Origin of the sequence: Leifsonia sp. RAF41 (assembly GCF_052114085.1) — a bacterium.
GTDB lineage: Bacteria > Actinomycetota > Actinomycetes > Actinomycetales > Microbacteriaceae > Leifsonia.
The window spans coordinates 158,706-179,343 of the sequence record NZ_JBFREB010000001.1; the positions used below are offsets into that span (position 1 = coordinate 158,706).

Annotated in this window: 20 protein-coding genes and 3 tRNA genes; 12 read left to right on the plus strand and 11 right to left on the minus strand. The window is 66.0% G+C overall.

From position 1 onward, the window contains the following. Nucleotides 1-6: 6 nt before the first annotated feature. Nucleotides 7-1,008, plus strand: a complete 1,002-nt coding sequence (locus AB4Y74_RS00830) for an alpha/beta hydrolase (RefSeq protein ID WP_441797222.1) — start codon at nt 7-9, stop codon at nt 1,006-1,008. On the opposite strand, the gene AB4Y74_RS00835 is transcribed toward AB4Y74_RS00830, so the two are convergent. Then, complete coding sequence (locus AB4Y74_RS00835; RefSeq protein WP_441797223.1) at nt 995-1,483, minus strand: YajQ family cyclic di-GMP-binding protein; 489 nt, start codon at nt 1,481-1,483, stop codon at nt 995-997. The two genes, AB4Y74_RS00830 and AB4Y74_RS00835, sit on opposite strands and share 14 nt — an antisense overlap. 145 nt (nt 1,484-1,628) lie before the next feature. Between AB4Y74_RS00835 and AB4Y74_RS00840 the strand changes: the two genes are divergently transcribed. The 4 genes from AB4Y74_RS00840 (at nt 1,629) to AB4Y74_RS00855 (ending at nt 4,003) form a co-directional block, all read left to right on the plus strand. Next, nucleotides 1,629-2,276 carry a heme oxygenase (biliverdin-producing) gene (locus AB4Y74_RS00840; RefSeq protein ID WP_441797224.1) on the plus strand — a complete coding sequence of 216 codons (648 nt, stop codon included), beginning with the start codon at nt 1,629-1,631 and terminating at the stop codon, nt 2,274-2,276. A gap of 317 nt (nt 2,277-2,593) precedes the next feature. Then, entirely contained in the window at nt 2,594-2,944 is a 351-nt protein-coding gene (locus tag AB4Y74_RS00845; protein WP_441797225.1) for a helix-turn-helix domain-containing protein, read from the plus strand. 111 nt (nt 2,945-3,055) lie between these two features. Beyond that, a tRNA-Tyr gene (locus AB4Y74_RS00850) sits at nt 3,056-3,137 on the plus strand. A gap of 53 nt (nt 3,138-3,190) precedes the next feature. Next, on the plus strand, nt 3,191-4,003 hold the full coding sequence (locus AB4Y74_RS00855; protein WP_441797226.1) for an inositol monophosphatase family protein: 813 nt from the start codon (nt 3,191-3,193) through the stop codon (nt 4,001-4,003). 28 nt (nt 4,004-4,031) lie between these two features. Here the strand turns inward: AB4Y74_RS00855 and AB4Y74_RS00860 are convergent, their stop codons facing one another. The 3 genes from AB4Y74_RS00860 to AB4Y74_RS00870 form a co-directional block, all read right to left on the minus strand. Further along, nucleotides 4,032-5,759, minus strand: a complete 1,728-nt coding sequence (locus tag AB4Y74_RS00860) for a glycoside hydrolase family 13 protein (protein ID WP_441797227.1) — start codon at nt 5,757-5,759, stop codon at nt 4,032-4,034. A gap of 27 nt (nt 5,760-5,786) precedes the next feature. Next, nucleotides 5,787-6,812: a LacI family DNA-binding transcriptional regulator gene (locus tag AB4Y74_RS00865; protein WP_441797228.1), complete on the minus strand. Its 1,026-nt coding sequence runs from the start codon at nt 6,810-6,812 to the stop codon at nt 5,787-5,789. Between the two features lie 145 nt (nt 6,813-6,957). Continuing rightward, nucleotides 6,958-7,800 (minus strand): pentapeptide repeat-containing protein, encoded by an 843-nt coding sequence (locus AB4Y74_RS00870; RefSeq protein ID WP_441797229.1) that lies wholly within the window; start codon nt 7,798-7,800, stop codon nt 6,958-6,960. Between the two features lie 111 nt (nt 7,801-7,911). On the opposite strand from AB4Y74_RS00870, the gene AB4Y74_RS00875 reads away from it, so the two are divergent. The 3 genes from AB4Y74_RS00875 to AB4Y74_RS00885 all read left to right on the plus strand — a co-directional run bounded on the left by AB4Y74_RS00875 (nt 7,912) and on the right by AB4Y74_RS00885 (nt 9,187). Then, a complete protein-coding gene (locus AB4Y74_RS00875) occupies nt 7,912-8,868 on the plus strand; it encodes an aldo/keto reductase (RefSeq protein WP_441797230.1) in 957 nt (318 codons plus the stop codon). Nucleotides 8,869-9,008: 140 nt separating this feature from the next. Continuing rightward, nucleotides 9,009-9,080 (plus strand) — tRNA-Thr (locus AB4Y74_RS00880). Between the two features lie 33 nt (nt 9,081-9,113). After that, nucleotides 9,114-9,187, plus strand: a tRNA-Met gene (locus AB4Y74_RS00885). Nucleotides 9,188-9,218: 31 nt separating this feature from the next. Here AB4Y74_RS00885 and AB4Y74_RS00890 read toward each other — a convergent pair. The 5 genes from AB4Y74_RS00890 to AB4Y74_RS00910 all read right to left on the minus strand — a co-directional run bounded on the left by AB4Y74_RS00890 (nt 9,219) and on the right by AB4Y74_RS00910 (nt 13,139). Further along, nucleotides 9,219-9,641 (minus strand): tyrosine-type recombinase/integrase, encoded by a 423-nt coding sequence (locus tag AB4Y74_RS00890; RefSeq protein WP_441797231.1) that lies wholly within the window; start codon nt 9,639-9,641, stop codon nt 9,219-9,221. A gap of 296 nt (nt 9,642-9,937) precedes the next feature. Further along, nucleotides 9,938-10,345 carry a hypothetical protein gene (locus tag AB4Y74_RS00895; protein WP_441797232.1) on the minus strand — a complete coding sequence of 136 codons (408 nt, stop codon included), beginning with the start codon at nt 10,343-10,345 and terminating at the stop codon, nt 9,938-9,940. A 354-nt stretch (nt 10,346-10,699) separates the two neighbouring features. Beyond that, on the minus strand, nt 10,700-11,830 hold the full coding sequence (locus AB4Y74_RS00900; protein ID WP_441797233.1) for an epoxide hydrolase family protein: 1,131 nt from the start codon (nt 11,828-11,830) through the stop codon (nt 10,700-10,702). Beyond that, entirely contained in the window at nt 11,827-12,759 is a 933-nt protein-coding gene (locus AB4Y74_RS00905; protein WP_441797234.1) for an NADP-dependent oxidoreductase, read from the minus strand. The genes AB4Y74_RS00900 and AB4Y74_RS00905 overlap by 4 nt, the downstream gene beginning before the upstream one ends. Then, the gene (locus AB4Y74_RS00910; RefSeq protein ID WP_441797235.1) at nt 12,756-13,139 is read right to left on the minus strand and encodes a MarR family winged helix-turn-helix transcriptional regulator; all 384 of its coding nucleotides are present in this window, start codon (nt 13,137-13,139) and stop codon (nt 12,756-12,758) included. The genes AB4Y74_RS00905 and AB4Y74_RS00910 overlap by 4 nt, the downstream gene beginning before the upstream one ends. A gap of 96 nt (nt 13,140-13,235) precedes the next feature. On the opposite strand from AB4Y74_RS00910, the gene AB4Y74_RS00915 reads away from it, so the two are divergent. Then, nucleotides 13,236-13,961, plus strand: coding sequence for an alpha/beta hydrolase (locus AB4Y74_RS00915; protein ID WP_441797236.1), 726 nt, complete (start codon nt 13,236-13,238; stop codon nt 13,959-13,961). 91 nt (nt 13,962-14,052) lie between these two features. Next, on the plus strand, nt 14,053-14,760 hold the full coding sequence (locus AB4Y74_RS00920; protein ID WP_441797237.1) for an alpha/beta hydrolase: 708 nt from the start codon (nt 14,053-14,055) through the stop codon (nt 14,758-14,760). A gap of 16 nt (nt 14,761-14,776) precedes the next feature. Here AB4Y74_RS00920 and AB4Y74_RS00925 read toward each other — a convergent pair whose 3' ends face one another. Further along, on the minus strand, nt 14,777-15,334 hold the full coding sequence (locus AB4Y74_RS00925) for a helix-turn-helix domain-containing protein (protein WP_441797238.1): 558 nt from the start codon (nt 15,332-15,334) through the stop codon (nt 14,777-14,779). 67 nt (nt 15,335-15,401) lie between these two features. On the opposite strand from AB4Y74_RS00925, the gene AB4Y74_RS00930 reads away from it, so the two are divergent. Together AB4Y74_RS00930 and ctaD are read left to right on the plus strand one after the other, a co-directional pair. After that, nucleotides 15,402-16,523 carry a zinc-binding alcohol dehydrogenase family protein gene (locus tag AB4Y74_RS00930; protein WP_441797239.1) on the plus strand — a complete coding sequence of 374 codons (1,122 nt, stop codon included), beginning with the start codon at nt 15,402-15,404 and terminating at the stop codon, nt 16,521-16,523. A gap of 749 nt (nt 16,524-17,272) precedes the next feature. Further along, nucleotides 17,273-18,994: an aa3-type cytochrome oxidase subunit I gene (gene ctaD, locus AB4Y74_RS00935; RefSeq protein ID WP_441797240.1), complete on the plus strand. Its 1,722-nt coding sequence runs from the start codon at nt 17,273-17,275 to the stop codon at nt 18,992-18,994. 49 nt (nt 18,995-19,043) lie between these two features. Here ctaD and AB4Y74_RS00940 read toward each other — a convergent pair whose 3' ends face one another. Beyond that, nucleotides 19,044-20,561: a phytoene desaturase family protein gene (locus tag AB4Y74_RS00940; RefSeq protein WP_441797241.1), complete on the minus strand. Its 1,518-nt coding sequence runs from the start codon at nt 20,559-20,561 to the stop codon at nt 19,044-19,046. Between the last annotated feature and the right edge of the window lie 77 nt (nt 20,562-20,638).

Below are 20,638 nucleotides of genomic sequence, written 5' to 3' on the forward strand. Positions count from 1 at the left end.
TCGAACATGGCGACAGCGCACGAGTGGCAACCCGACATCCTCGGGGAGCATTTCGAGCAGCTGACGCTCCCGCTGACGGCGGATGGCGAGGGGGAGGTCGTCGCCACCCTCGTCCGGTACTCGCCGGCGATGCACCTCCGGCTGCACCGCGGCCCGGCAGCCGACGCGGACGTACTGTACGTCCACGGCTGGTCGGACTACTTCTTCCAGACCGAATTGGCGCGCTTCTGGCACGAGCAGGGTGCACGATTCCACGCGCTCGACCTGAGGAAGTACGGCAGGAGCCTCCGACCGGGACAGACGCCCGGTTTCGTCGACGATCTGGCGGTGTACGACGAGGACATCCAGGCCGCGTTGGAGGTCATGGGCCACGGCGAGGGGGCGCGACACTCGCATCAACGGCGCCTCATCCTGGTCGGCCACTCCACCGGCGGCCTGACACTGAGCCTCTGGGCCGACCGCCACCCCGGCCGGTCGGACGCGCTCATCCTGAACAGCCCGTGGCTGGAGTTCCAAGCGCACTCGGCCGGTCGCGCCGCTCTCGCACCCCTGGTCGACCTGCGTGCCCGCCTGGACCCGAAGGCGGCCATGCCCAACGTGGACCTCGGCTTCTACACCCGTACCGTCTCACGGACGCTCGACGGCGAGTGGGACTACAACCTGGCCTGGCGTCCGGTGCGGGGGTTCCCCGTCCATCCGGCCTGGCTGACGGCCGTGCTCGCCGGTCACGCCAGAGTCGCCGCCGGCCTCGATATCGACGCGCCCGTGCTCACGCTGCTCTCGTCCCGATCCACGCTGCTGCCCTACTGGACGACCGACATGCTGCGCTCGGACGTGGTGCTCGTCGTTCGTGACATCGCGGAGCGCGCGCTGGGGCTCGCACCGGCCGTCACCGTGTCCTGGGTCAAGGACGCCCTCCACGACGTCTTCCTGTCGGCGCCGCCGGTGCGTGCGTCGGCATACGCCGCGATGGAGCGGTGGATGCGGGGCTACCTCAGCGGAAGTTGACGAACTGGACGGCTACGTCCAGGTCGGCGCCCTTCAGCAGGGCCATGGTCGCCTGCAGGTCGTCCCGGCTCTTCGAGCTGACGCGGAGCTCGTCGCCCTGGATCTGCGACTTCACGCTCTTGGGTGCCTCGTCGCGGATCAGCTTGTTGATCTGCTTGGCAGCGTCCTGCTCGATACCGTTCTTGAGTCCAACCTCGACGCGGAACTCTTTGCCCGACGCGTACGGCGCCCCGGTGTCGAGCGACTTGAGGGTGATCCCGCGCTTGATGAACTTCGACTCCAGCACCTCGAGGACGGCCTTCACGCGCTCCTCGGTGTTGGCCTTCAGCAGCACCTTCTCGCCACTCCATTCGACTGAGGCACCGACGTTCTTGAAGTCGTAGCGCTGCTCCACCTCCTTGCGGGCCTGGTTGACGGCGTTGTCCGCCTCCATCTTGTCGACCTTGCTGACGACATCGAACGAGGAGTCTGCCATGGTGTCCGTCCTTCCCGGGGTGAGCTTCTCCCAGTCTACGAGTGCGGCGCTGCTCGGCCTCGAGGCGCTTGTCATCGGTTCGGCTTGTTACACAGCGACGATTACGACAGGCTTAGGCAAGCCTTCCCTTAGTCAGGAGACCCGCATGGCCGAGCTCATCCCCTTCTCGCAGGCTCTCCGCGAACGCACGCGCGGAGTCCACCAGGAGAGCGAGGGTGCCGTCTTCATGCAGGACCTGATGACCGGCAAGGGTTCCCGTGACGACTACGTCTCTCTGCTCTCGCAGCACTATTTCATCTACGAGGCGCTCGAAGCGGCGGCGGCGGAGATGGCGTCGGATCCGGTCGCGACGCTCTTCATCAGCCCCAAGCTGACGCGGCTGCCGGCCATCGAGGCCGATCTCGCGTACCTGCTCGGCGACGGCTGGCGCGAGCGCATCGCCCCGCTGCCGTCGACCAGGCGTTATACCGCGCGCATCCGGGAGGTCGGAACCACCTGGCCCGGCGGCTTCATCGCGCACCACTACACCCGGTATCTCGGCGACCTCTCCGGCGGGCAGATCATCCGCACCCTCCTGCAGCGGCAGTACGGCTTCGAGACCAATGGCGTCGGCTTCTACCTCTTTGCCGACATCGCCAAACCCAAGCTCTTCAAAGACACGTACCGGTCGCAGTTGGATGCGGTCGAGTGGACCGAGGAGGAGCGCGAGCGCGTCATCGACGAGGTCGGCCTGGCGTTCCGCTTCAACACGGAACTGTTCGACGACCTCGCGGTGGCGAAGACCGCCGCCTGAGATTGTCGGCGTCAGGCCGTCCGCATCAGGCGGTCTGGGCCAGCTCGACGTAGTAGGTGACGTGGCAGCCGTCGCCGCTGCACTCGACGCAGACAGTGATTTCCTCACTGTGCTGCCTGGGGTCAGCCCCCGTGCCGTCGCACCGTTCGCAAATCTCCAACGTTCTCATGCCCCCGATTGTGCGCCCGACTACCGACATCCGCGGCAGCCGGGCCGGGGTGTCGCGATCGCACAGCAACCACACGGGCATTCTGCCCACAGCAGAACCGATGAATCAGGCAGCGACGGATGCGGAGGATCCGACATAGGCTGGCGCCATGCTTCTGCGGCACGCCATCGGCTCAGTGCTCCGCCGGATCAGGGCGGAGCGCGGAGCGACGCTGCGCGAGCTCTCGGAGCACTCGCGGGTGTCCGTGCCCTATCTCTCCGAGATCGAACGCGGTCGAAAAGAGGCATCGTCGGAGATCCTCGCCGCGCTGTGCCGCGTTCTGGGCGTGAGCGAGGGTGAGCTGCTCACCCGTGTCGCGGCCGAGTACGCCGGAGCCCAGGTCCTCACTCTGGTCCCGGAGCGGGACGAAGAGCGGGGCGTCGCGACGACGACCGAGCTGCAGCCGGCGCTGGTCGGTGCGGCCGTCCAGAAGCCCGGCGTGGTGGCCCTCGCCGCCTGACGACGACCTCACGCATCCGCTGGACGCTCGCTGATTTCGCGTGCGGGCGCGCGACAGCTATTCTTATCGGGCGCCTTCGGTCACGAGAAAACTGGTGGTCGGGAGCGCCTCGGCGAGTTACCCAAGCGGCCAAAGGGATCTGACTGTAAATCAGACTGCTCAGCATTCGGGGGTTCGAATCCCTCACTCGCCACCCTGAGAGTCACGCGGTGCCCCATCCTCCGATGCATCTGAGAGGCTGGGGGCATGACCTCCAATGCCGAGCTTCGCGAGATCGCCGCCACCGTCGCCCGCCGTGCCGCCGCGTTCGCGTTACAGCGCCGGCAGGATGGGGTGGAGATCGCCGCATCGAAGTCCTCCCTGAGCGACATCGTCACCAGGGCCGACCGTGAGACCGAACAACTGGTCCGGGACGCACTGTCGGCCGCCCGCCCGCGGGACGGCTTCCTCGGTGAGGAGTCGGGAGCCGGTGGCAGCGAGAGCGGCCTGACCTGGGTGGTCGATCCCATCGACGGGACGGTCAACTACTTCTACGGCATCCCCGCCTGGGCCGTCAGCATCGCGGTCGTCGAGGGCGATCCGGACCCGGCGACCTGGCGCACGCTGGCCGGGGCGGTCGTGAATCCGGTGCTGAAGGAGACATTCACGGCGTCGGCCGGGGACGGCGCGCACCTCAACGGGACGCCCATCCGTGTGAACACGGGTGTCGACCTGGAGCTCGCCCTTGTCGGCACCGGCTTCGGATACGACGCGGAAGTGCGCAGACGGCAGGCCCGGTTCGTGGGAGAGCTCATCGGTGATGTGCGCGACATCCGACGCATCGGCGCCGCATCCCTCGACCTCTGCTCGGTCGCCGCGGGACGGTTGGACGCGTACTTCGAGCGTGGCCTCAACCCGTGGGATCACGCCGCCGGCGCATTGATCGCCCAGGAGGCGGGGTCGCGGGTCGCGGGAATCGCGGGCGGCCCAGCCGACAATCGCCTGCTGGTAGCTGCGGCGCCCGGCCTCTTCGACCAACTACACCCTCGCGCCGACGCCTTCTTCTCCGCCTGGGACTGACCTCTCGCGCCTGAGCGATCGTGGGAGCTCAGGCCAGCCAGACTGTGGTGTCCTGGGGGAGGAGGCCGTCCTCCAGCGCGCCGCTCGCGAGCACGACATCCCCTCGGCCCTCGGGCAATGCGACCGGCCCGGTGCCGAAGTTCACCACGACGGTCACATCGCCGGTGCGGAACGCAATCGTGTCGCCACCCAGGTCGATCCACTCGGGGCCACCGAACGCCAGGTCGTGGCTGCGACGCAGCTCCAGAGCCTGCTGGTACATCGTCAGCGTCGAACCGGCCACTCCCTGCTGGGACGACCGGGTGTACGCCGCCCAGACCGACGGCTGGGGCAGCCAACTCGAGGAACCGGGACCGAAGCCGTACGACGCCGCGTCGCCCTCCCAGGGGATGGGCACCCGGCAGCCGTCGCGTCCGTAGCGCTCGCCGTTGGTGCGGAACCAGGTCGGGTCCTGGCGCGCATCATCCGGCAGGTCGATGGCCTCCGGAAGACCGAGCTCCTCGCCCTGGTACAGGTAGGCGGACCCGGGCAGCGCCAGCATGAGCGCGGTCGCCGCGCGGGCGCGACGCAGCGCGAACGCCGGGTCGGGCAGCCCCTTCGTCTTCGGGCCGATGCCGTGCCCCTGCAGGTTCTCGCCCTGAAGGGCGAGCCGGGTCGCGTGGCGGACGACGTCGTGGTTCGAGAGCACCCAGGTGCTCGGAGCCCCGACGCTGTTGAAGGCGGCGATCGACGCGTCGATGACGCTCCGTAACGCCTGCGCATCCCAGGGGGTCTCGAGGTACGCGAAGTTGAAGGTCTGCTGCATCTCGTCGGGGCGGACCCAGCGCGCCAGCTTCTCGAGCGGCTCCACCCAGGCCTCGCCGCACAGGACGCGGTCGCCCGCGTACTCCTCGAGGAGTTTGTGCCAGTCGCGGTAGATGGCGTGGACGCCCTCCTGCGCGAAGTAGGGCGGCGACGGCGGCTCGGACCCGGCGTGCGCCGCGATCTCCGGTTCGAGCGCGACGCCGCCCATGCTGCCGGTGCCCGCAGGGGGCGTGTAGTCAGGGAGGCCGGCCTCCTTCACCATTCCGTGCGCCACGTCCACCCGGAAGCCGTCGACGCCGCGATCCAGCCAGAAGCGTAGGATGCCGCGGAACTGCTCCCACACCCACGGGTTCTCCCAGTCGAGGTCGGGCTGCGACTTGTCGAACAGGTGGAGGTACCACTGGCCGGGCGTGCCGTCGGGCTCGATGACGCGGGTCCAAGCGTGGCCGCCGAAAATCGACTCCCAGTTGTTGGGCGGCAGCTCGCCGTGCTCGCCCTTGCCGTCCCGGAAGATGTAGCGGGCGCGCTCCGGGCTGCCGGGAGCGGAGGCCAGCGCTTCCTGGAACCAAACGTGGTCGCTCGACGAGTGGTTCGGGACGATGTCGATGATCACGCGGAGGCCGAGACCGTGGGCCTCGGCGAGCATCGCGTCGAAGTCGGCCAAGGTGCCGAAGCGGGGGTCGACGTCGCGATAGTCGGAGACGTCGTAGCCCGCGTCACGCTGAGGCGACCGCTGGAACGGCGACAGCCAGACGGCGTCCACGCCGAGATCGCGGAGCGCGCCCAGCCGACCGGTGATGCCGGGAAGGTCGCCCATCCCATCCCCGTCGGAGTCGGCGAAGGAGCGCGGGTACACCTGATAGATGACGGCGGAGCGCCACCACTCACGGCCGGGGGCCGAAGGGGTAAGTGCGCTGTCCGGGGCGGGGGCTGCGGTGGAGATGGTGGTCACCTCGTGTTCGTATCGGTTCGGTGGGGGTCAGGGGTGGACGGCGGTGCTCGACCGGACGATCAGGTCCGCCGGGGCGGTGTGGCTGACGGGCTCCGGCGGGGCACCACCGGTTCTTCGGGAGCCGCCGAGCGCGGCAAGCAGAAGTTCGGCGGCGCGCTCGCCCTGCTGGACGGGATGTTGCGCAACGGTGCTCAGCCCGAAGAATTCGGCGAGGGGATGGTCGTCGATGCCGATGACGGAGACATCGCGCGGAACCGACAACCCCAGGTCGCGGGCGGCCAGGATGGCGCCGATCGCCATCTCGTCGGAGGCCGCGAAGATCGCGGTGGGACGCTCGTGCGGTGTTCCCAGCAGCTGTTTCGCCGCTTCGTACCCGCCGGGCAGGGTGAAGTCGGACGCCCGGTGCAGGCGCTCGTCGACCGGCAGCCCCGCCTCGGTGAGGGCACGCTCGTAGCCGAGACGACGGCTGGTGGGGATGTGGAAGTCGAGGTCGAACTCGTGGGAGCCGCCGATGTGCGCGATGCGGCGGTGGCCGAGAGCGACCAGGTGATCCGTCGCGAGACGGGCGACGGCGACGTCGTCGATCGTCAGCGTGCTCACGCCGGGGAGGGGGCCACCCACGCCGACCAGCGGCTTGCCGAGCGCGAGGAGGCGGAGGACCTCGTCTTCAGCGAGTTCCAGGGAGACGGCGAAGACAGCATCCACTCGATTTCGCAGAAGGTGGTGTTCGAACACCCTCCGCCGCTCCTCGCCGTCGCCGCTGAGGTTGTAGAGCGTGAGGTCGTAACCGTGGCGGAGGAGGACGCGTTCGGCACCCTCGATCACGGAGGTGAAGAACCAGCGATTCAGGTGCGGGACGACCGCGCCGATGTTGCGCGTGCGGCCGGATGCCAGGCTCGACGCGTCGGAGGACACCACGTAGCCCAGCTCTGACGCCGCCTGGACGACGCGGGCGCGGGTGGACACCGAGACCGGGCCGTTTCCGCTCAGTGCACGCGAGACGGTCGCGGTGGAGACGCCGGCGAGGCGTGCGACATCGTCGATGCCGGGCATCTCACCTCCTGGTCTCGCCTGCGGTGGAAGCGCTTGCGACCGCCGATGCCAGGGTGTGACCGGGCACAGGGGGAGTATAGCGAGTCGGGTGGAAGCGTTTGCACCGCGGCGTCGCTGCCCAGGAGTTGCCGGACGGGGCTTCGGCTCAACGCCAGTGACCGGGCTGCGTCAGTGTAAGCGGGAGGCGCGTGCGGGTGTCGCCCAGCGCGGCGTTCACCTGCGGCTGGGTGAGGTAAATCGCGTCGCGGAGGTCAGCGCCGTTCAAGCGGGCGTCGCGGAGGTCGGCACCGATGAGTTCCGCGCGGGAGAGGTCCGCGCCGCTGAGGTCTGCGGCGATCAGGAGGGCTCCGCGGAGTTCGGCACCGCGCAGATCCGCGTTGCGGAGGTCGGCGCCCAGGAGGTCGGCGTCGGGCCGGATGCGCGAGCGCCCTACGCGGGTCGGCCCGGTGCCGATCTGGCCGGCCTCGCGGGTGAGGCGGGCCGCGTCACGCAGGAGCTGCGCTGCAGGCGCGCGTACCTCTTCGAGGTCGATGGCGAGGATGGTCTCCGGCGGCGCATCCGCGATGGCCCGAATCTCGGTGCGGATGCGGCGCAGGGCCGGGTGAAGGGATGCCGCCGCGGGCAGCGCCAGCGCATCCGCCACGTACCAGAGGAGTTCGTGGACCTGCCTCATCAGCGGGAAGACGGCGAACATGGCGGCGCGCGTCTCGGCGCCGTCGTGCCAGCTCGCCCCGCCGAAGGTGTGTTGCGTCACCTGCTGGCCCGCGCCGAAGCAGTCGAACACGGTGCAGCCTTTGAACCCGCGATCGCGCAGCTGAGGGTGGATGGTGCAGGCGTAGCCGTCGTCCAGGTTGACGCACGGGTCGCCGGCCGGCTTGTCGAAGGCGAAGTCGGCGGAACGGGCGAAGGCGAGCGCGACGCAGCACAGTCCGACGCACTGGGAGCAGTCTGCTCGCAGCGCGGGACGGGTCTCCTCGGCGGTGTGCACCCGTCCACAGTACGGGCCCGGCGCAACCTTTCCACATCTTCAGACACACCCGGAATAGCGCACGGAGGCGCGCGTTAGCGTGGAAGAGAAGGACAAACGAAGGAGACACGCATGACCGCACCCCGCCGCACCATCGGCTCGTCCGACCTCGAGGTCTACCCGCTCTCACTCGGAGGCAACGTCTTCGGCTGGACGGCCGACCGCCAAACGTCGTTCGACGTGCTCGACGCCTACACCTCCGCGGGAGGCAACTTCGTCGACACGGCCGACGGGTATTCTGCGTGGGTGCCCGGCAACACCGGCGGCGACTCCGAGCGCATCCTGGGCGAGTGGTTCGACGCACGCGGCAACCGCGATCAGGTGGTCCTGGCTACCAAGGTGAGCCAGCATCCCGACTTCAAGGGGCTCGCGGCCGACAACATCCGGCGTGCCGCCGATGCGTCGCTGGAGCGCCTGCAGTCGGAGTACATCGACCTCTATTACGCGCACTTCGACGACGAGACTGTGCCCTTGGAGGAGACCGTTGCGGCGCTCTCCGATCTGGTGGATGCCGGAAAGGTCCGGTCCATCGGCATCTCGAACTACTCGCCCGAGCGCATCGACGAGTGGTTCCGCATCACCGAACGCGAGGGACTCCACCGCGCGGTCGCGCTGCAGCCTCACTACAACCTGGTCGAGCGCGCCTACGAGACGTCGTATCGTCCGATCGCCGAGCGCGAAGGGCTCGGCGTCATGCCGTACTTCGCCCTGGCGGCCGGGTTCCTGACCGGCAAGTACCGTGACGGCGTCACCGTCGACAGTGCCCGCGCGGGCGGTGCCGCGAAGTACCTGAATGGCACTGGTCGCTCGGTGCTCGCGGCACTCGACGACGTCGCTGCCGCCCACGACGCCTCGGTCGCATCCGTCGCGCTGGCGTGGCTCGCCGCACAGCCGACGATCACCGCCCCGATCGCGAGTGCTCGCACGACCGACCAGCTGCCCGACCTGCTGGCGTCCGTCTCCCTCGAGCTGACGGCCGACGACCTGCAGGCTCTCGACGGTGCGTCGGAGGCCGCCAAGGCCGCCTGAGCGGAAGGCGTCGACCCGGGTGCCGCCTGACTGGAGTACCGGTCCGTCTGGCGGCACCACTGGTACGGAGCACGCCGTCGCGGATGGTATCCTCGTACGGTTGCCGAAAACGGCCGGCTCTCTGGCCGAAGCCCGGCTCCGCCCCCTTAGCTCATTGGTAGAGCACTTCCTTGGTAAGGAAGAGGTAGTGGGTCCGATTCCCACAGGGGGCTCCGTCTCCCCGTCTCGCCACGGGGAGATGACTTGGCGGGGTAGCTCAGGTGGTTAGAGCACACGGCTCATAATCGTGGTGTCGCGGGTTCGAGTCCCGCTCCCGCTACAAGCCTTATAAACACTGGGAACGGCGGTCCTTATCGGACCGCCGTTTCTTCGTTTCCGGGACGATTTGCCCACATTTTGCCCACACTTGAAATCGCGACCGCGTGAAGTCGGTCGGCTACAGCGTCGAGATCGTCATCGAACAGGTCGCTGTATGTGTCGAGGGTCATCGCCGCCGACGCGTGTCCGAGCATGCGCTGAACGGCCTTCACGTTGGCGCCGGCGCTGACCGCCAGAGACGCCGCGGTGTGCCGCAGGTCGTGGATGGTCATCGCCGGCAGGTCGGCTTCGGCCAGTGCACGATCCCACCACGAGTTCGTGACCATCGTCGGCGTCTTCTGGTAGCCGCCGCGCCCGTCGTCGAAGACGATCCCATCCCGGCCTTTGCCTGCGCATGCCTCGACCAGCGGTTGGGAAAGGAATTGGGGGTAGGGCACGCTTCGGCGCTCGTGCATTGCCTTTCTAGTCCATTGCCTTGATTGCCTTTCTAGTCCATTGCCTTGTAAGTCTTTCGGGTGCGTTTCGGCTATTGCTCCGTCCTGGCCCGCTCTGGGTTCTCTGCGTAGAATTTACGATCGCCTTTCCCGTGGTAGGACCTCACTAGTTCGACTCGGGGTGATATCTTGCAGAACACCTCTCGGCCGCCGAGGTTCCCCGAACGCCTCGACCCGGGGAAGTGGGCTGGCATGGGATGGCAACTGTCGATCAGGTTGGCGTCGCGCGTGTGCGCGACGGGATCCGCTGACCCCGATCAGTCCGGAAGGTTCGGCCGGCCGGTGTCCTCGGTTGTGAGTGGGACTGTCTCCTCGAACTCGTAAACGGCTTCAGTCGGCCACTGGCATTCATCCACGAGCTGATACACCTCGAATGCACCGACGCCGTCAAAATCGATCGGAAGGCGGACGCGCTGTGGCGGCACCGACCTTCGGCTTGGGAGGTCTAGAACGCGGTCTCGGTCGCGGTCCGCATGCAGCAATACCGCTCTGAACATGAGCCCTTCCATCCACGCATCGAACGACCACTCATCACCCTTGCACGGTCCGAAATCAGGGTATGCGTGAGTTGCTGGGTAGTCGAGGAAGGGGCCTTCGGCGAGGACGGTTGAGCCGGACAACTGGCATTCGGGCGAGATGGAGACAAGGCGGAAGTCTTCCCGCACGAGCAGGCGATGATGCCTCCTGTTGCGGCCTGGCGAAAGGCCGGCGCGTAAGGAAGGCCCGATCGGTTGCCCATTCGTAGCTACTGTCAACTTCGGCTTAATGGTCACGCGACACTGCAGCCTGCGCGTTCAGTGTCAGCACCGCGGTCATTACCGTCGACATCGCCGCAGGCTCCTTCTGCTTACTAACTAGGAAGCTCCTGACGAGCACTAGCGACAGGAGGCCGTAACTCTGGCGAATCCACCGGCCGGCTTCGTAGAGCCGCTCGATGGTGAATATCACGTGCGCCGGGATTTCGAGTATTGGACTCGAGGGTGACCGGCGATCGACGTCATTCGGGTCGAATGAATTCACTACTGGAGCGAGGTGAGGAACGCGGAAATATCCTCGGCGAGAAGTGCGGGTTCCTCGTGCGCCGAAAAGTGGCCGCCGCGCGGCATGAGGGTGTAGCGGGTGATGTTGTATGTGCGTTCGGCCCAGCTGCCTGGTGGGCGGGCGATGTCGTGGGGGAAGACAGCGACCGCGGTTGGCACGGCCACCTGTCGGACGCGCTGGGTGACGCCGGACGCGTAGTCGTAGTAGGGCCGGAACGAGGTGGAGATCGAGTTCGTGAACCAGTAGAGGGAGGCCTGGGTTAGGAGGAAGTCATCTGTGAACCGGCTGCCGAGGTCGCCGCCGTTGTCGCTCCAGGACCGGTACTTCTCCAGGATCCAGGCGAGCAGGCCGGCGGGGGAGTCTGAGAGAGCCGGTGCCAGGCTCAGGGGTCGGGTTTGCTGCTGATGCAGATACGCGCCCTCGTCTGCACTCCAGACGGCGACGGACTCCAGGTACCGCTGCTCCTCAGCCGTCAGGCTGCTGTGATCCACGTTGGGAGGAGCTGCCACAGAGACCAGGTGGATGCCGCGGACGTGGTCGGGGTGTGCCTGTGCCAGGCGCGAAGTGATCCCGGCCCCCAGGTCGCTTCCGTGGGCGGCGTAGCGTTCGAAGCCGAGTTCTGTCGTCATGAGCTCGTGCCAGAGTTCGTGGGTTTGTTCGTACCGGTCGGGCCGTGGCGGTGAGAAAGGGAAGCCGGGAAGGGCCGGAACGATTACTGTGTGGGACCGGTCCGCGTGGCCTCCATAGCTGGCCGGGGTGGAGAGCCGGCGGGCGAGTTCGATGAGTTCCAGCACGGTGCTGGGCCACCCGTTGGTGAGGATGAGAGGAAGCGCGTCGTCGGTCTCTGCGTCGAAGCGGAAGTACGTCAGCGGTGTCCCTTCGATCATCGCTGTATGCGCGGGAAGCGCGTTGATACTCGCTTCTTGTTGTCGCCAGTCGAACGTGGTCGCCCAGTATTCGACCAGGCGTCGCAGCTCCCTGGGGTCGGTGCCGGCATCCCAACCGCTCGCAGGCCATGGGCGCGGCCAGTTTGTGTCGGCGAGCCGGCGTCGCAGCGCGAGCAGGTCAGGCTCGGGAACCTGGATCAGTGGGGATTTCTGTGCGGTCATGGTCGTAACACGATCTTGCCGTGGGTGTGGCGCTTCTCGAGGTGCCGGAACGCCGATTGGACGTCGGTAAGTGGGAAGCGTTCGGCGATGGGGATGTCGAGCTGACCGGTTGATACGAGGTCGGTGAACTCCTGCAGCACGGCGAGGCTCGATGAGCTCTCGCTGCCGACCGACAGGGCGCCCACCTCTGCGGCGCGCTGGAAGGAGATGATCGTCTCGATCCGGTCGGCGGGAACTCCGAGGTCGATGGCGAGGTCGACGTATTCAGGGCCGTACAGATCGATGAAGGCGTCGACTCCGCTGGGGGCGATGGTTCGGATCGAATCGGCCATGCCCTCTCCATAGGAAACAGGTCGGACTCCGTGGTCAGCTAACCACGGGTGGTTTCGGGCGGAGGCGATTCCGATGGTGTGGACGCCTAGCCACCGCAGATACTGAACGGCGAGCGAGCCGACCCCGCCGGCTGCAGCTGAGACGACCACGACGTCGCCCGCAGAAGGCGCGATCGCGGTGACAGCCGCGTGAGTTGCGCACGCGATTACGTAGAGGGAACCGGCGACCTCCCAACTGAGCGCGTCAGGTCTTGTGATCAGTTGACTTGTGGGGACGTTGACGTATGCGGCGTGGCTGGCACGTTCCCAGGTCCACCCCATGACCGGGTCCCCGATGCACATACCCTCGACGTCTGCCCCGACCGCGACGATCTCGCCGGCGAGGTCGCTTCCCTGCCCCGACGGGAAGCGTGCGGGCCAGAGGTGGTGGAGGTCTCCGCGGCGGATGGCTGCCTCACCAGGATTGATGCCGGCCGCACGCACACGCACGGTCACCTCCCCGCGGGCAGGGGATCGAACTTCGGTGTCTTCCACCTTCAGCACCGACACGTCCCCGTACTCGTGGAAGCGAACCGCGGGGCCGTGGAGGCCGGTCATCGCGTCGCCTCCGCAGACCGGGATGCGGAACCGGGGGTGTAGAAGGCAACGGCTTCTCTGACAGCTGCCGCGAGCACCGGCTCCGCCTCCTGTAAGGCCAGCCGCCCAGCCGGGCTGAGGACGATCGTCTGCGAGCGTCGGTCGGTGGGGTGCGGTCGCCGCTCCGCGTATCCATCTCGGACGGCACGGTCCACTGCCTGGCTAGCACCGCCCACCGTGATCAGCATGGTGGTGGCCAGGTCCTGCACCCGGCATGGTTCGTTGTTGGAGATCTCACGCAGCAGATCGAACATTCCCGGCAGAATCTGGCCTGCTTGGCGCAACGCCGCCTCGGCGCTTCTCCATGCTGCCGTCTCGGCGCGGACCAGTGAGATGAACATCGCCGTCACCTCCACATCATTTGCATTAGTGCTAATCATGTTAGTACTATAGCAAATCCGATGACTGAAGGAAGACACCTGTGAGCAGCGCTCCAGGTGACGGTTGAAGCGGCGGCTGCAGCCGATGGCGAGGTGATCCTCTATTTCCATGGTGGAGCCTTCGTCGCGGGCAGCGCGCAGAGCTCGCTCGGACTGGCGTCCGAGATTGCCCGTCGCGTGACAATGCCTGTGTTCTCGGTGGACTACCGTCTCGCGCCGGAGCACCCCTTCCCTGCGGCCCTGGACGACGCGCTGGCGGCATACGCTGGCCTGCTTGAAACCGGAGTGGCGCCGGAGCGCATCGGACTTTTCGGCGAGTCGGCGGGAGGCAACCTGGTCGCCTCGTTGCTGCTTGCACTCAAAGACTCCGGACTTCCAATGCCCGCCTCAGCGGTGCTCGTCTCCCCGTGGACCAACCTGGCACTGACCGGCCGCTCCGTCAGCACACGAGGGATCCTTGATCCTGCTCTTTCAGAAGACGCTTTGCGCGCCCGCGCCGATCAGTACGCAGGGCCGGCGGCGCTAACCGATCCTCGTATCAGCCCCACCTTCGGTGACCTCACGGGGCTTCCCCCTCTGCTGATCCAGGCCGGATCCAACGAAATCCTGCTTGATGATGCGCTCGAATTCGGTGTGGCGGCGGCCGCGCAGGAGGTGGATGTGACGATCCAGATCACGGGTGGGGTGCCGCACGTGTTCCCGGCTTTCTTTGCTGTGCTCGATGAAGGCTCGCGAGCGCTTGATGAAATCGCCCGATTCTTCAAGCGCACCCTCCTGCTGTAAGCAGAACCGGCGACGCGGAAGACACCACGCGTCGTACGGTCAAGCAACGAGGCGCACTTGACGTGAACGCATGCATGGGAAAGGCAGAGCAATGGAGTTGATCTTCGTGCACGGCGCGCTAGTGCGAGACGGGATGTGGTGGTGGCAGCCAGCAGCAGACCTCCTGCTTGATCGCATCGGGATCCGCAGTCGGGCGCTCAAGCTGCCCTCGTGCGGTGAAACGGGGTCCGAACCGGCAGCGGCAGGGCTGACCGCCGACGCCGCGACGCTTCGCCGAGCGCTGGATGATGTAGATGCCGCGGTGGTCGTCGGCCATTCCTATGGCGGAACTGTCATCGCCGAAGCGGGACGGCATCCTGCCGTCGAGCACTTGCTGTACATCTCGTCGTACTTACCCGAGATCGGCCAGTCGCAGGCGGCGATCATGAGCGGCGAGGCAGATCCAGCGTCGATCGCAGACAATGGCGATGGCACGCTTAGTCTCGCCGGGCATGAGCCGTCCTCATTCGGCGCCCGTTTCCTTCACGACGTCGACCAGCAGAAGCAACTCCAAGCTTGGGCCAGAGTGACGAGGCAGGCAGCTAAGGCGTTCGTCACGCCGACAAGTGCCGCCGGCTGGGAGGGCGTCGACTCGACCTATATCGTTTGCAAAGACGACCGCAGCACATCGCTCGATCTGCAGCGCTTCCACGCCGACAAAGCGACCCGGTTTGTCGAAGTGTCCACTGGGCACCACCCTTTTATCTCCCGTCCCGACCTCATCGTGGAGCAGGTCCAACACTTCCAGCGACCCAATTGAACGTCGCTCGAACGAATCAGAGGGCTTGTTGCAGCTCCGCCCATGTTTTCGTTAGAACCGCGGGCAACGACTCGGTGTCTCTGTCGCCCAGCCATCGGTCCAAGCTCGAATCGAATACGAGGGCTGCCAGGCGGCTGAGGAGGACGGCTTGCTCGGGGGCGATGCGTCTGCTGCGAAGCGCTGCGCTCACCGCGTCGGCGAGGCGGTCCAGCTTGAGAAGCTCCCGTTCGCGGAGGTGAGCCTCGCTCCTGATGACGCGGCGACGACGGGCGATCGGCTCCCGCAGAGTGTCCAGCTCCTCCGCGGCATTGAGCAGTCCGCGCATTATCAGCTCGCCAGCAGGTAGGTCGTCCGGCATTGCGTCGAGGACCCGCGAGATAACGTCCGGGAACTCCCGGTCGCGCAGAAAGAGGACGTCGCGCTTGTCGGAGAAGTGGCGGAAGAAGGTCCGCGTCGTCAGTCCCGCGCGCTCGGCGATCTGCGGAACGGTTGTCGCGGAGAACCCAGCTTCTTCAAACAACGCCAGGGCTGCTTCCTCCAGCCGAAGCGCCGCGTCGGGAGACCAACGAGTCATGCCTCAATGATGACATGTCGTGTCGTGGCGTGTAGTGTGATGACACGTCGTGTCGTTAGGAGATTCAGTGGTCACCAACTCAGCAGCATGGATCGATGCCCCGTACGCGGAACTGGTGGTGCGAGACTCCCCGTACCCGGTACCCGGGGGTGGGCAGGTGGTGATCCGGGTCGAGGCGGTTGCGATCAATCCCCTGGATGCGATTGTTCAGTCCAACGGGAAGCTGATGTACGGCTGGCTCGATTACCCGGTGGTGCTGGGAGAGGACGTCGCAGGTGAGGTGGTCGAGGCCGGCCCGGGAGCTAGCCGCTTCGCGCTCGGAGATCGCGTCGTCGGCTATGCGATCGGATTGGAGAAGGGCCGAAATGCGGTGGCCGAGGGCGGCTTCCAGCACTACGTCATCCTTGACGAGGCTCTGGCCGCTCCAATCCCGGACGAGGTGCAGTTCAGCGAAGCCGTCGTCCTACCTCTCGCGGTTTCTACGGCTGCCGCAGCCCTCTTCGAATCATCGCAACTGGCCCTGGACTACTCCACGCTCGGTGCGTCCCCGAGCCGCAGCGATTTCGTGATCGTATGGGGTGGTGCCACCAGCGTCGGGATGAACGCCATCCAGCTTGCGCGCGCTGCCGGCTATCGGGTGATCACAACGGCTTCGCCGCGCAACCATGCTCGAATGCGTGAACTCGGCGCGGAAGCGGTCTTCGACTACGGTGCTTCGGATGTCGTTGCGTCGGTCGTGGAGAAAGTAGCGGGATCCCGGGTGGCAGGCATTGTCGCTATTGCGGTCGGATCGGCCGAGCCATCGGTCGCCATCGCCGCCGCGACCGGCGCTCGGCGGGTGGCACAGACAAGCCCCTCCGTGTCCTTCTACGACCAGCCGCGCTCCGGCGGACTCTCACGGGCGCGGGCAAAGTTGCTGGCCCGGCTGATCTGGACCAACGTTGCCCTCCAAACTCGGTGTGCCATTCGGGGGATCCGTGCCCGATTCGTGTGGGGGAGCGCCATTGCCGGCGGTCCGGTTGGAGCCGCGATCTGGACCGACTACCTCCCAGCCGCCATCGCACGTGGGCAACATATCCTCGGACCCCGTCCCCGCGTCGTCGGTGGAAGCTTGGAAGCGGTCCAAGAGGCGCTGAACCTCATGCGCACCGGAGTCTCAGCTGAAAAGCTGGTGATCGAATTGAGGTGAGCGCTTCTGCGGCTACTCCTCGTTGCCCCTGTGCGCGGGCGAGTCGCTGATCAAGGGGCAAAAAATAAGAGGGCTGCGACAACCCCAAAGATCCATTCGCGCTAGCTTCGAGCGCGGGAAACTCGAGGTGAGCCGTAGGAACCTATTGCAGCCATTCGGAACGAAGCGGATGCCGATCGGATTGTCGCTGGTGAGGGTGGCCGCGAGGCAGCGCCTCCCGACCGGTTCCGCCCGGCGAATGGTTGCGAACGGCGGACTCATTGCGTTTTCGCAAGCATTGCATCAGGATGAGTGTGTTAGTTGAAGGTATTACTGGCTCTGTTGGAGGTATGCAATGACGGACGACGCGATTCCGTCCGGGAACGTCGGGGACTTTTGCGCGGAAGTGGACCTGGGCAGAGTGTCTGACTAAATTCCTGAGCACGTCCGCGCTGATGTGGTTTGGTGACGGGGTTGTCGCTGTGGTCTTGGTGGGCTGCCTAGCTGCGGGCAAGCGCGGGGGGCGATCACCATCGAAAGGGCTGAAGCTGCCCATAACCCCAGCGCGGGCTGATGCAGCAGGCAAGGGTTGCTGGAGCGGGAGCGAAGTAGGTAACCGGTGCCGTAGCTCGTAAGAGGGCCCCTTCGTCCGCAGGACCGTTGGATCTTGGCGATTGAAGGTGCCTCGTGCTTGGTGGATCCAAGGATCTCCGTAGAGACCTACTACGAGCCTTCAGTTTCTGAGGCCAGACATTGAGGAGATGTTCGAGATGGTGATCATCGGAGACCGCCCCGTTACAGACAGCGCCCAAATCGGGGTGCAGCGCAAGGGCAATATCCTTGTGAACTACATCACGTCGACGGATCACAAGACGATCGGGTACATGTACCTGATCTCGTCCTTCATCTACTTCCTGGTCGGCGGTGTGATGGCGCTGATCATCCGCGCTCAGCTCTTCGAGCCGGGTCTGAACGTGGTGCAGACGAAAGAGCAGTACAACCAGCTCTTCACGATGCATGGCACGATCATGCTGCTGATGTTCGCGACGCCGCTCTTCGCCGGTTTCACGAACGTGCTCTTGCCACTGCAGATCGGCGCGCCGGATGTCGCGTTCCCGCGATTGAATGCGCTGGCGTATTGGTTCTACTCGTTCGGGTCACTGATCGCGGTGGCTGGCTTCCTGACCCCACAGGGTGCGGCTTCGTTCGGCTGGTTCGCCTACGCCCCACTTTCGAGTACGACGTATTCGCCCGGTATCGGCGGCAATCTCTGGGTATTGGGCCTGGCGCTATCCGGCTTCGGCACCATCCTGGGTGCGGTGAATTTCATTACGACAACCATCACCATGCGTGCCCCTGGCATGACCATGTTCCGGATGCCGATTTTCACCTGGAACGCGATGGTGACGTCGATCCTCGTGCTGATGGCCTTCCCGGTGCTGGCCGCTGCGCTGTTCGCCCTCGCCGCCGACCGCGTCTTCGACGCGCACATCTACGACGCCGCCAACGGCGGAGCTCTGCTCTGGCAGCACTTGTTCTGGTTCTTCGGCCATCCGGAGGTCTACATCATCGCGCTGCCGTTCTTCGGCATCGTGACGGAGATCTTCCCGGTGTTCAGCCGGAAGCCGGTCTTCGGGTACAAGACGCTGGTTTACGCGACGATCTCCATCGCCGCCCTGTCGGTCACGGTGTGGGCGCACCACATGTACGTCACCGGTTCGGTGCTGCTGCCGTGGTTCTCGCTCATGACGATGCTGATCGCGGTCCCCACGGGCGTGAAGATCTTCAACTGGATCGGAACGATGTGGCGTGGCTCGCTCACGTTCGAGTCGCCGATGCTCTGGTCGATCGGCTTCCTCATCACGTTCACCTTCGGTGGCCTGACCGGTGTCATCCTGGCGTCGCCGCCGCTCGACTTCCACGTGTCCGACACCTACTTCGTCGTCGCCCACTTCCACTACGTGGTGTTCGGCACCGTCGTCTTCGCGATGTTCGCCGGGTTCTACTTCTGGTGGCCCAAGTGGACCGGCAAGATGCTCAACGACCGGCTGGGCAAGTGGCACTTCTGGCTGCTGTTCATCGGCTTCCACACGACGTTCCTCATCCAGCACTGGCTGGGTGTCGTGGGCATGCCGCGTCGGTACGCGACCTACCTGCCCTCCGACGGCTTCACCTGGATGAATCAGGTCTCGTCGATCGGTGCGGGCATCCTCGCGATCTCGATGATCCCGTTCTTCGTGAACGTGTACCTCACGGCGCGCAATGCGCCCAAGGTCACCGTGAACGACCCGTGGGGCTACGGCCGGTCGCTCGAATGGGCGACCAGCTGCCCGCCGCCGCGCCACAACTTCACGTCGATCCCGCGCATCCGTTCGGAGTCGCCGGCGTTCGACCTGAACCACCCCGAGGCAGGCATCCCGATCGGTGTCGGTCCGGCCAAGGACGCACCGGACGCGGCGACCGCGGACGTCTCCGACGGGAAATCGAAGTGACTCGCTAGCCCTCCGAGCGGGGGCGATAATTTCATCCGCGGATATTTGGCTACTGCTGGAGCGGTGTGTCCGGGCCGAACCCGTCGGTCGTGACGGACGGCGCAGCGCGGCGGTTTTTGGGGTCGAGGGACGGCATCCGAGTGACGCCGAACTCGTGCCGCAGAACACTGCGTGCGGCGTAGTATCCGCAAAGACCGTGCACCCCCGGCCCCGGCACGGCGGCCGAGGAGGCGAGGTACAGGCCACGGCCGGGCATTCGCCACGGTTCGGTGGAAGCCACGGGCCGGGCGATTATCTGACGAAGCGTTGGCGCCCCGGACGCGATGTCGCCGCCGATGTAGTTGGGGTCGTAGCGCTCCATGTCTGACGCGGAGCGGGAGGCGGTCGCCAGGATCAGGTCCCGGAACCCCGGAGCGAACCGCTCGATCTGTCGAATGATCGCCTCCGATTGATCGATCGTGGAGCCGGGCGGCACATGCGTGTATGCCCAGAGCACGTGCTTCCCGGTCGGTGCACGACTGGCATCGAATAGGGAGGGTTGGGCGACCAGCACGTACGGGTCGTCACTGTATCTCCCTGCTGTAACCAGGCGTTCGGAGCGGGCTACCGCCGCACGTCTACCGCCGAGATGGACGGTGGCGGTGCCGCTTAGCTCCGAGTTGGTCCAGGGCACCGGGCCGGAGAGGGCAAAGTCGACTTTCGCAACGCCATTGCCTGGGCGGAACCGGCGAATACGGCGCAGGTAGCGGGGCGACAGCCGGTCTGCTCCAAGCCGTGCGGCGGCGTCTGCGCTCGTGTCGAAAAGGATGGCGCGTGCATCCGGCAATTCTCCAAGGCTGGTGATGTGTGCGCCTGTGACGACCTCGCCGCCGTGGTCGAGGACGTCGGCGATCAGCTCATTCGTAATGGATTGGCTGCCCCCGATCGGCACGGGCCAGCCACCCGCGTGCGCGTACGTGGCCAGTGTCAGGCCGGCTGCGGCGCCCGCGAGGCTTGGCAGGGGGAGGTTGGAGTGCGCGAAGACACCCGTGAGCAGAGCTGGCGCCCGCTCCTCGCGGAAGATTCCATTCCACCACGGGCCGCCCTGGGTGAGCATGCTCGCCCCGAATCGTGCAGCGATGAGGGGGTGCTGTGGAAACTGGAGGATCTCGGATCCGGTGAATTGAGCGACCGCGTCGACGTGGTCGACTAGCGGCTGAAGCAGGCGACGCCACGTTGGGCCGTCCGCGCCGAGCGATTCCGCCGTGCGGTCGAGGTCCTTGTAGGCGATCGCTGCGCGACCTCTGTCGAGCGGCTGCGCGTAGGAGATGGGTGGGACCACGAAACGGATCCGGTCGGCCAGCTTGAATTTGCGGAAAAAAGGGGAGGCGAAAGCAAGCGGGTGTATGGCGGAGCAGATGTCGTGGACGAAGCCTTCCAGCGTGATCGGCTCGGTACGCGCCCCACCGCCGGGGGTCGCATTGCGTTCGTACACGCTCACCGATAGGCCCACCCGTGCCAGGGTGACGGCCGCTGCCAGGCCGTTCGGTCCAGAGCCGATGACGATCGCGTCAGGGTTCGAGTTCATTCGTCGTTTGTGCCCTCCGGATCGGAACGAACCACTTCTAGCCGGGACCCGCATTGGTCTCCGTGAATGTCATTGCG

What these genes read in the sequence shown, in the direction of transcription:
- AB4Y74_RS00920 (WP_441797237.1), top strand. Translation starts at nt 14,053, where the DNA reads ATGGAGTTGATCTTCGTGCACGGCGCGCTAGTGCGAGACGGGATGTGG.
- AB4Y74_RS00900 (WP_441797233.1), bottom strand. Translation starts at nt 11,830, where the DNA reads ATGACCGCACAGAAATCCCCACTGATCCAGGTTCCCGAGCCTGACCTG.
- AB4Y74_RS00890 (WP_441797231.1), bottom strand. Translation starts at nt 9,641, where the DNA reads ATGCACGAGCGCCGAAGCGTGCCCTACCCCCAATTCCTTTCCCAACCG.
- AB4Y74_RS00940 (WP_441797241.1), bottom strand. Translation starts at nt 20,561, where the DNA reads ATGAACTCGAACCCTGACGCGATCGTCATCGGCTCTGGACCGAACGGC.
- AB4Y74_RS00840 (WP_441797224.1), top strand. Translation starts at nt 1,629, where the DNA reads ATGGCCGAGCTCATCCCCTTCTCGCAGGCTCTCCGCGAACGCACGCGC.
- AB4Y74_RS00845 (WP_441797225.1), top strand. Translation starts at nt 2,594, where the DNA reads ATGCTTCTGCGGCACGCCATCGGCTCAGTGCTCCGCCGGATCAGGGCG.
- AB4Y74_RS00925 (WP_441797238.1), bottom strand. Translation starts at nt 15,334, where the DNA reads ATGACTCGTTGGTCTCCCGACGCGGCGCTTCGGCTGGAGGAAGCAGCC.
- AB4Y74_RS00865 (WP_441797228.1), bottom strand. Translation starts at nt 6,812, where the DNA reads ATGCCCGGCATCGACGATGTCGCACGCCTCGCCGGCGTCTCCACCGCG.
- AB4Y74_RS00875 (WP_441797230.1), top strand. Translation starts at nt 7,912, where the DNA reads ATGACCGCACCCCGCCGCACCATCGGCTCGTCCGACCTCGAGGTCTAC.
- AB4Y74_RS00905 (WP_441797234.1), bottom strand. Translation starts at nt 12,759, where the DNA reads ATGACCGGCCTCCACGGCCCCGCGGTTCGCTTCCACGAGTACGGGGAC.
- AB4Y74_RS00830 (WP_441797222.1), top strand. Translation starts at nt 7, where the DNA reads ATGGCGACAGCGCACGAGTGGCAACCCGACATCCTCGGGGAGCATTTC.
- AB4Y74_RS00855 (WP_441797226.1), top strand. Translation starts at nt 3,191, where the DNA reads ATGACCTCCAATGCCGAGCTTCGCGAGATCGCCGCCACCGTCGCCCGC.
- AB4Y74_RS00910 (WP_441797235.1), bottom strand. Translation starts at nt 13,139, where the DNA reads ATGTTCATCTCACTGGTCCGCGCCGAGACGGCAGCATGGAGAAGCGCC.
- ctaD (WP_441797240.1), top strand. Translation starts at nt 17,273, where the DNA reads ATGGTGATCATCGGAGACCGCCCCGTTACAGACAGCGCCCAAATCGGG.
- AB4Y74_RS00835 (WP_441797223.1), bottom strand. Translation starts at nt 1,483, where the DNA reads ATGGCAGACTCCTCGTTCGATGTCGTCAGCAAGGTCGACAAGATGGAG.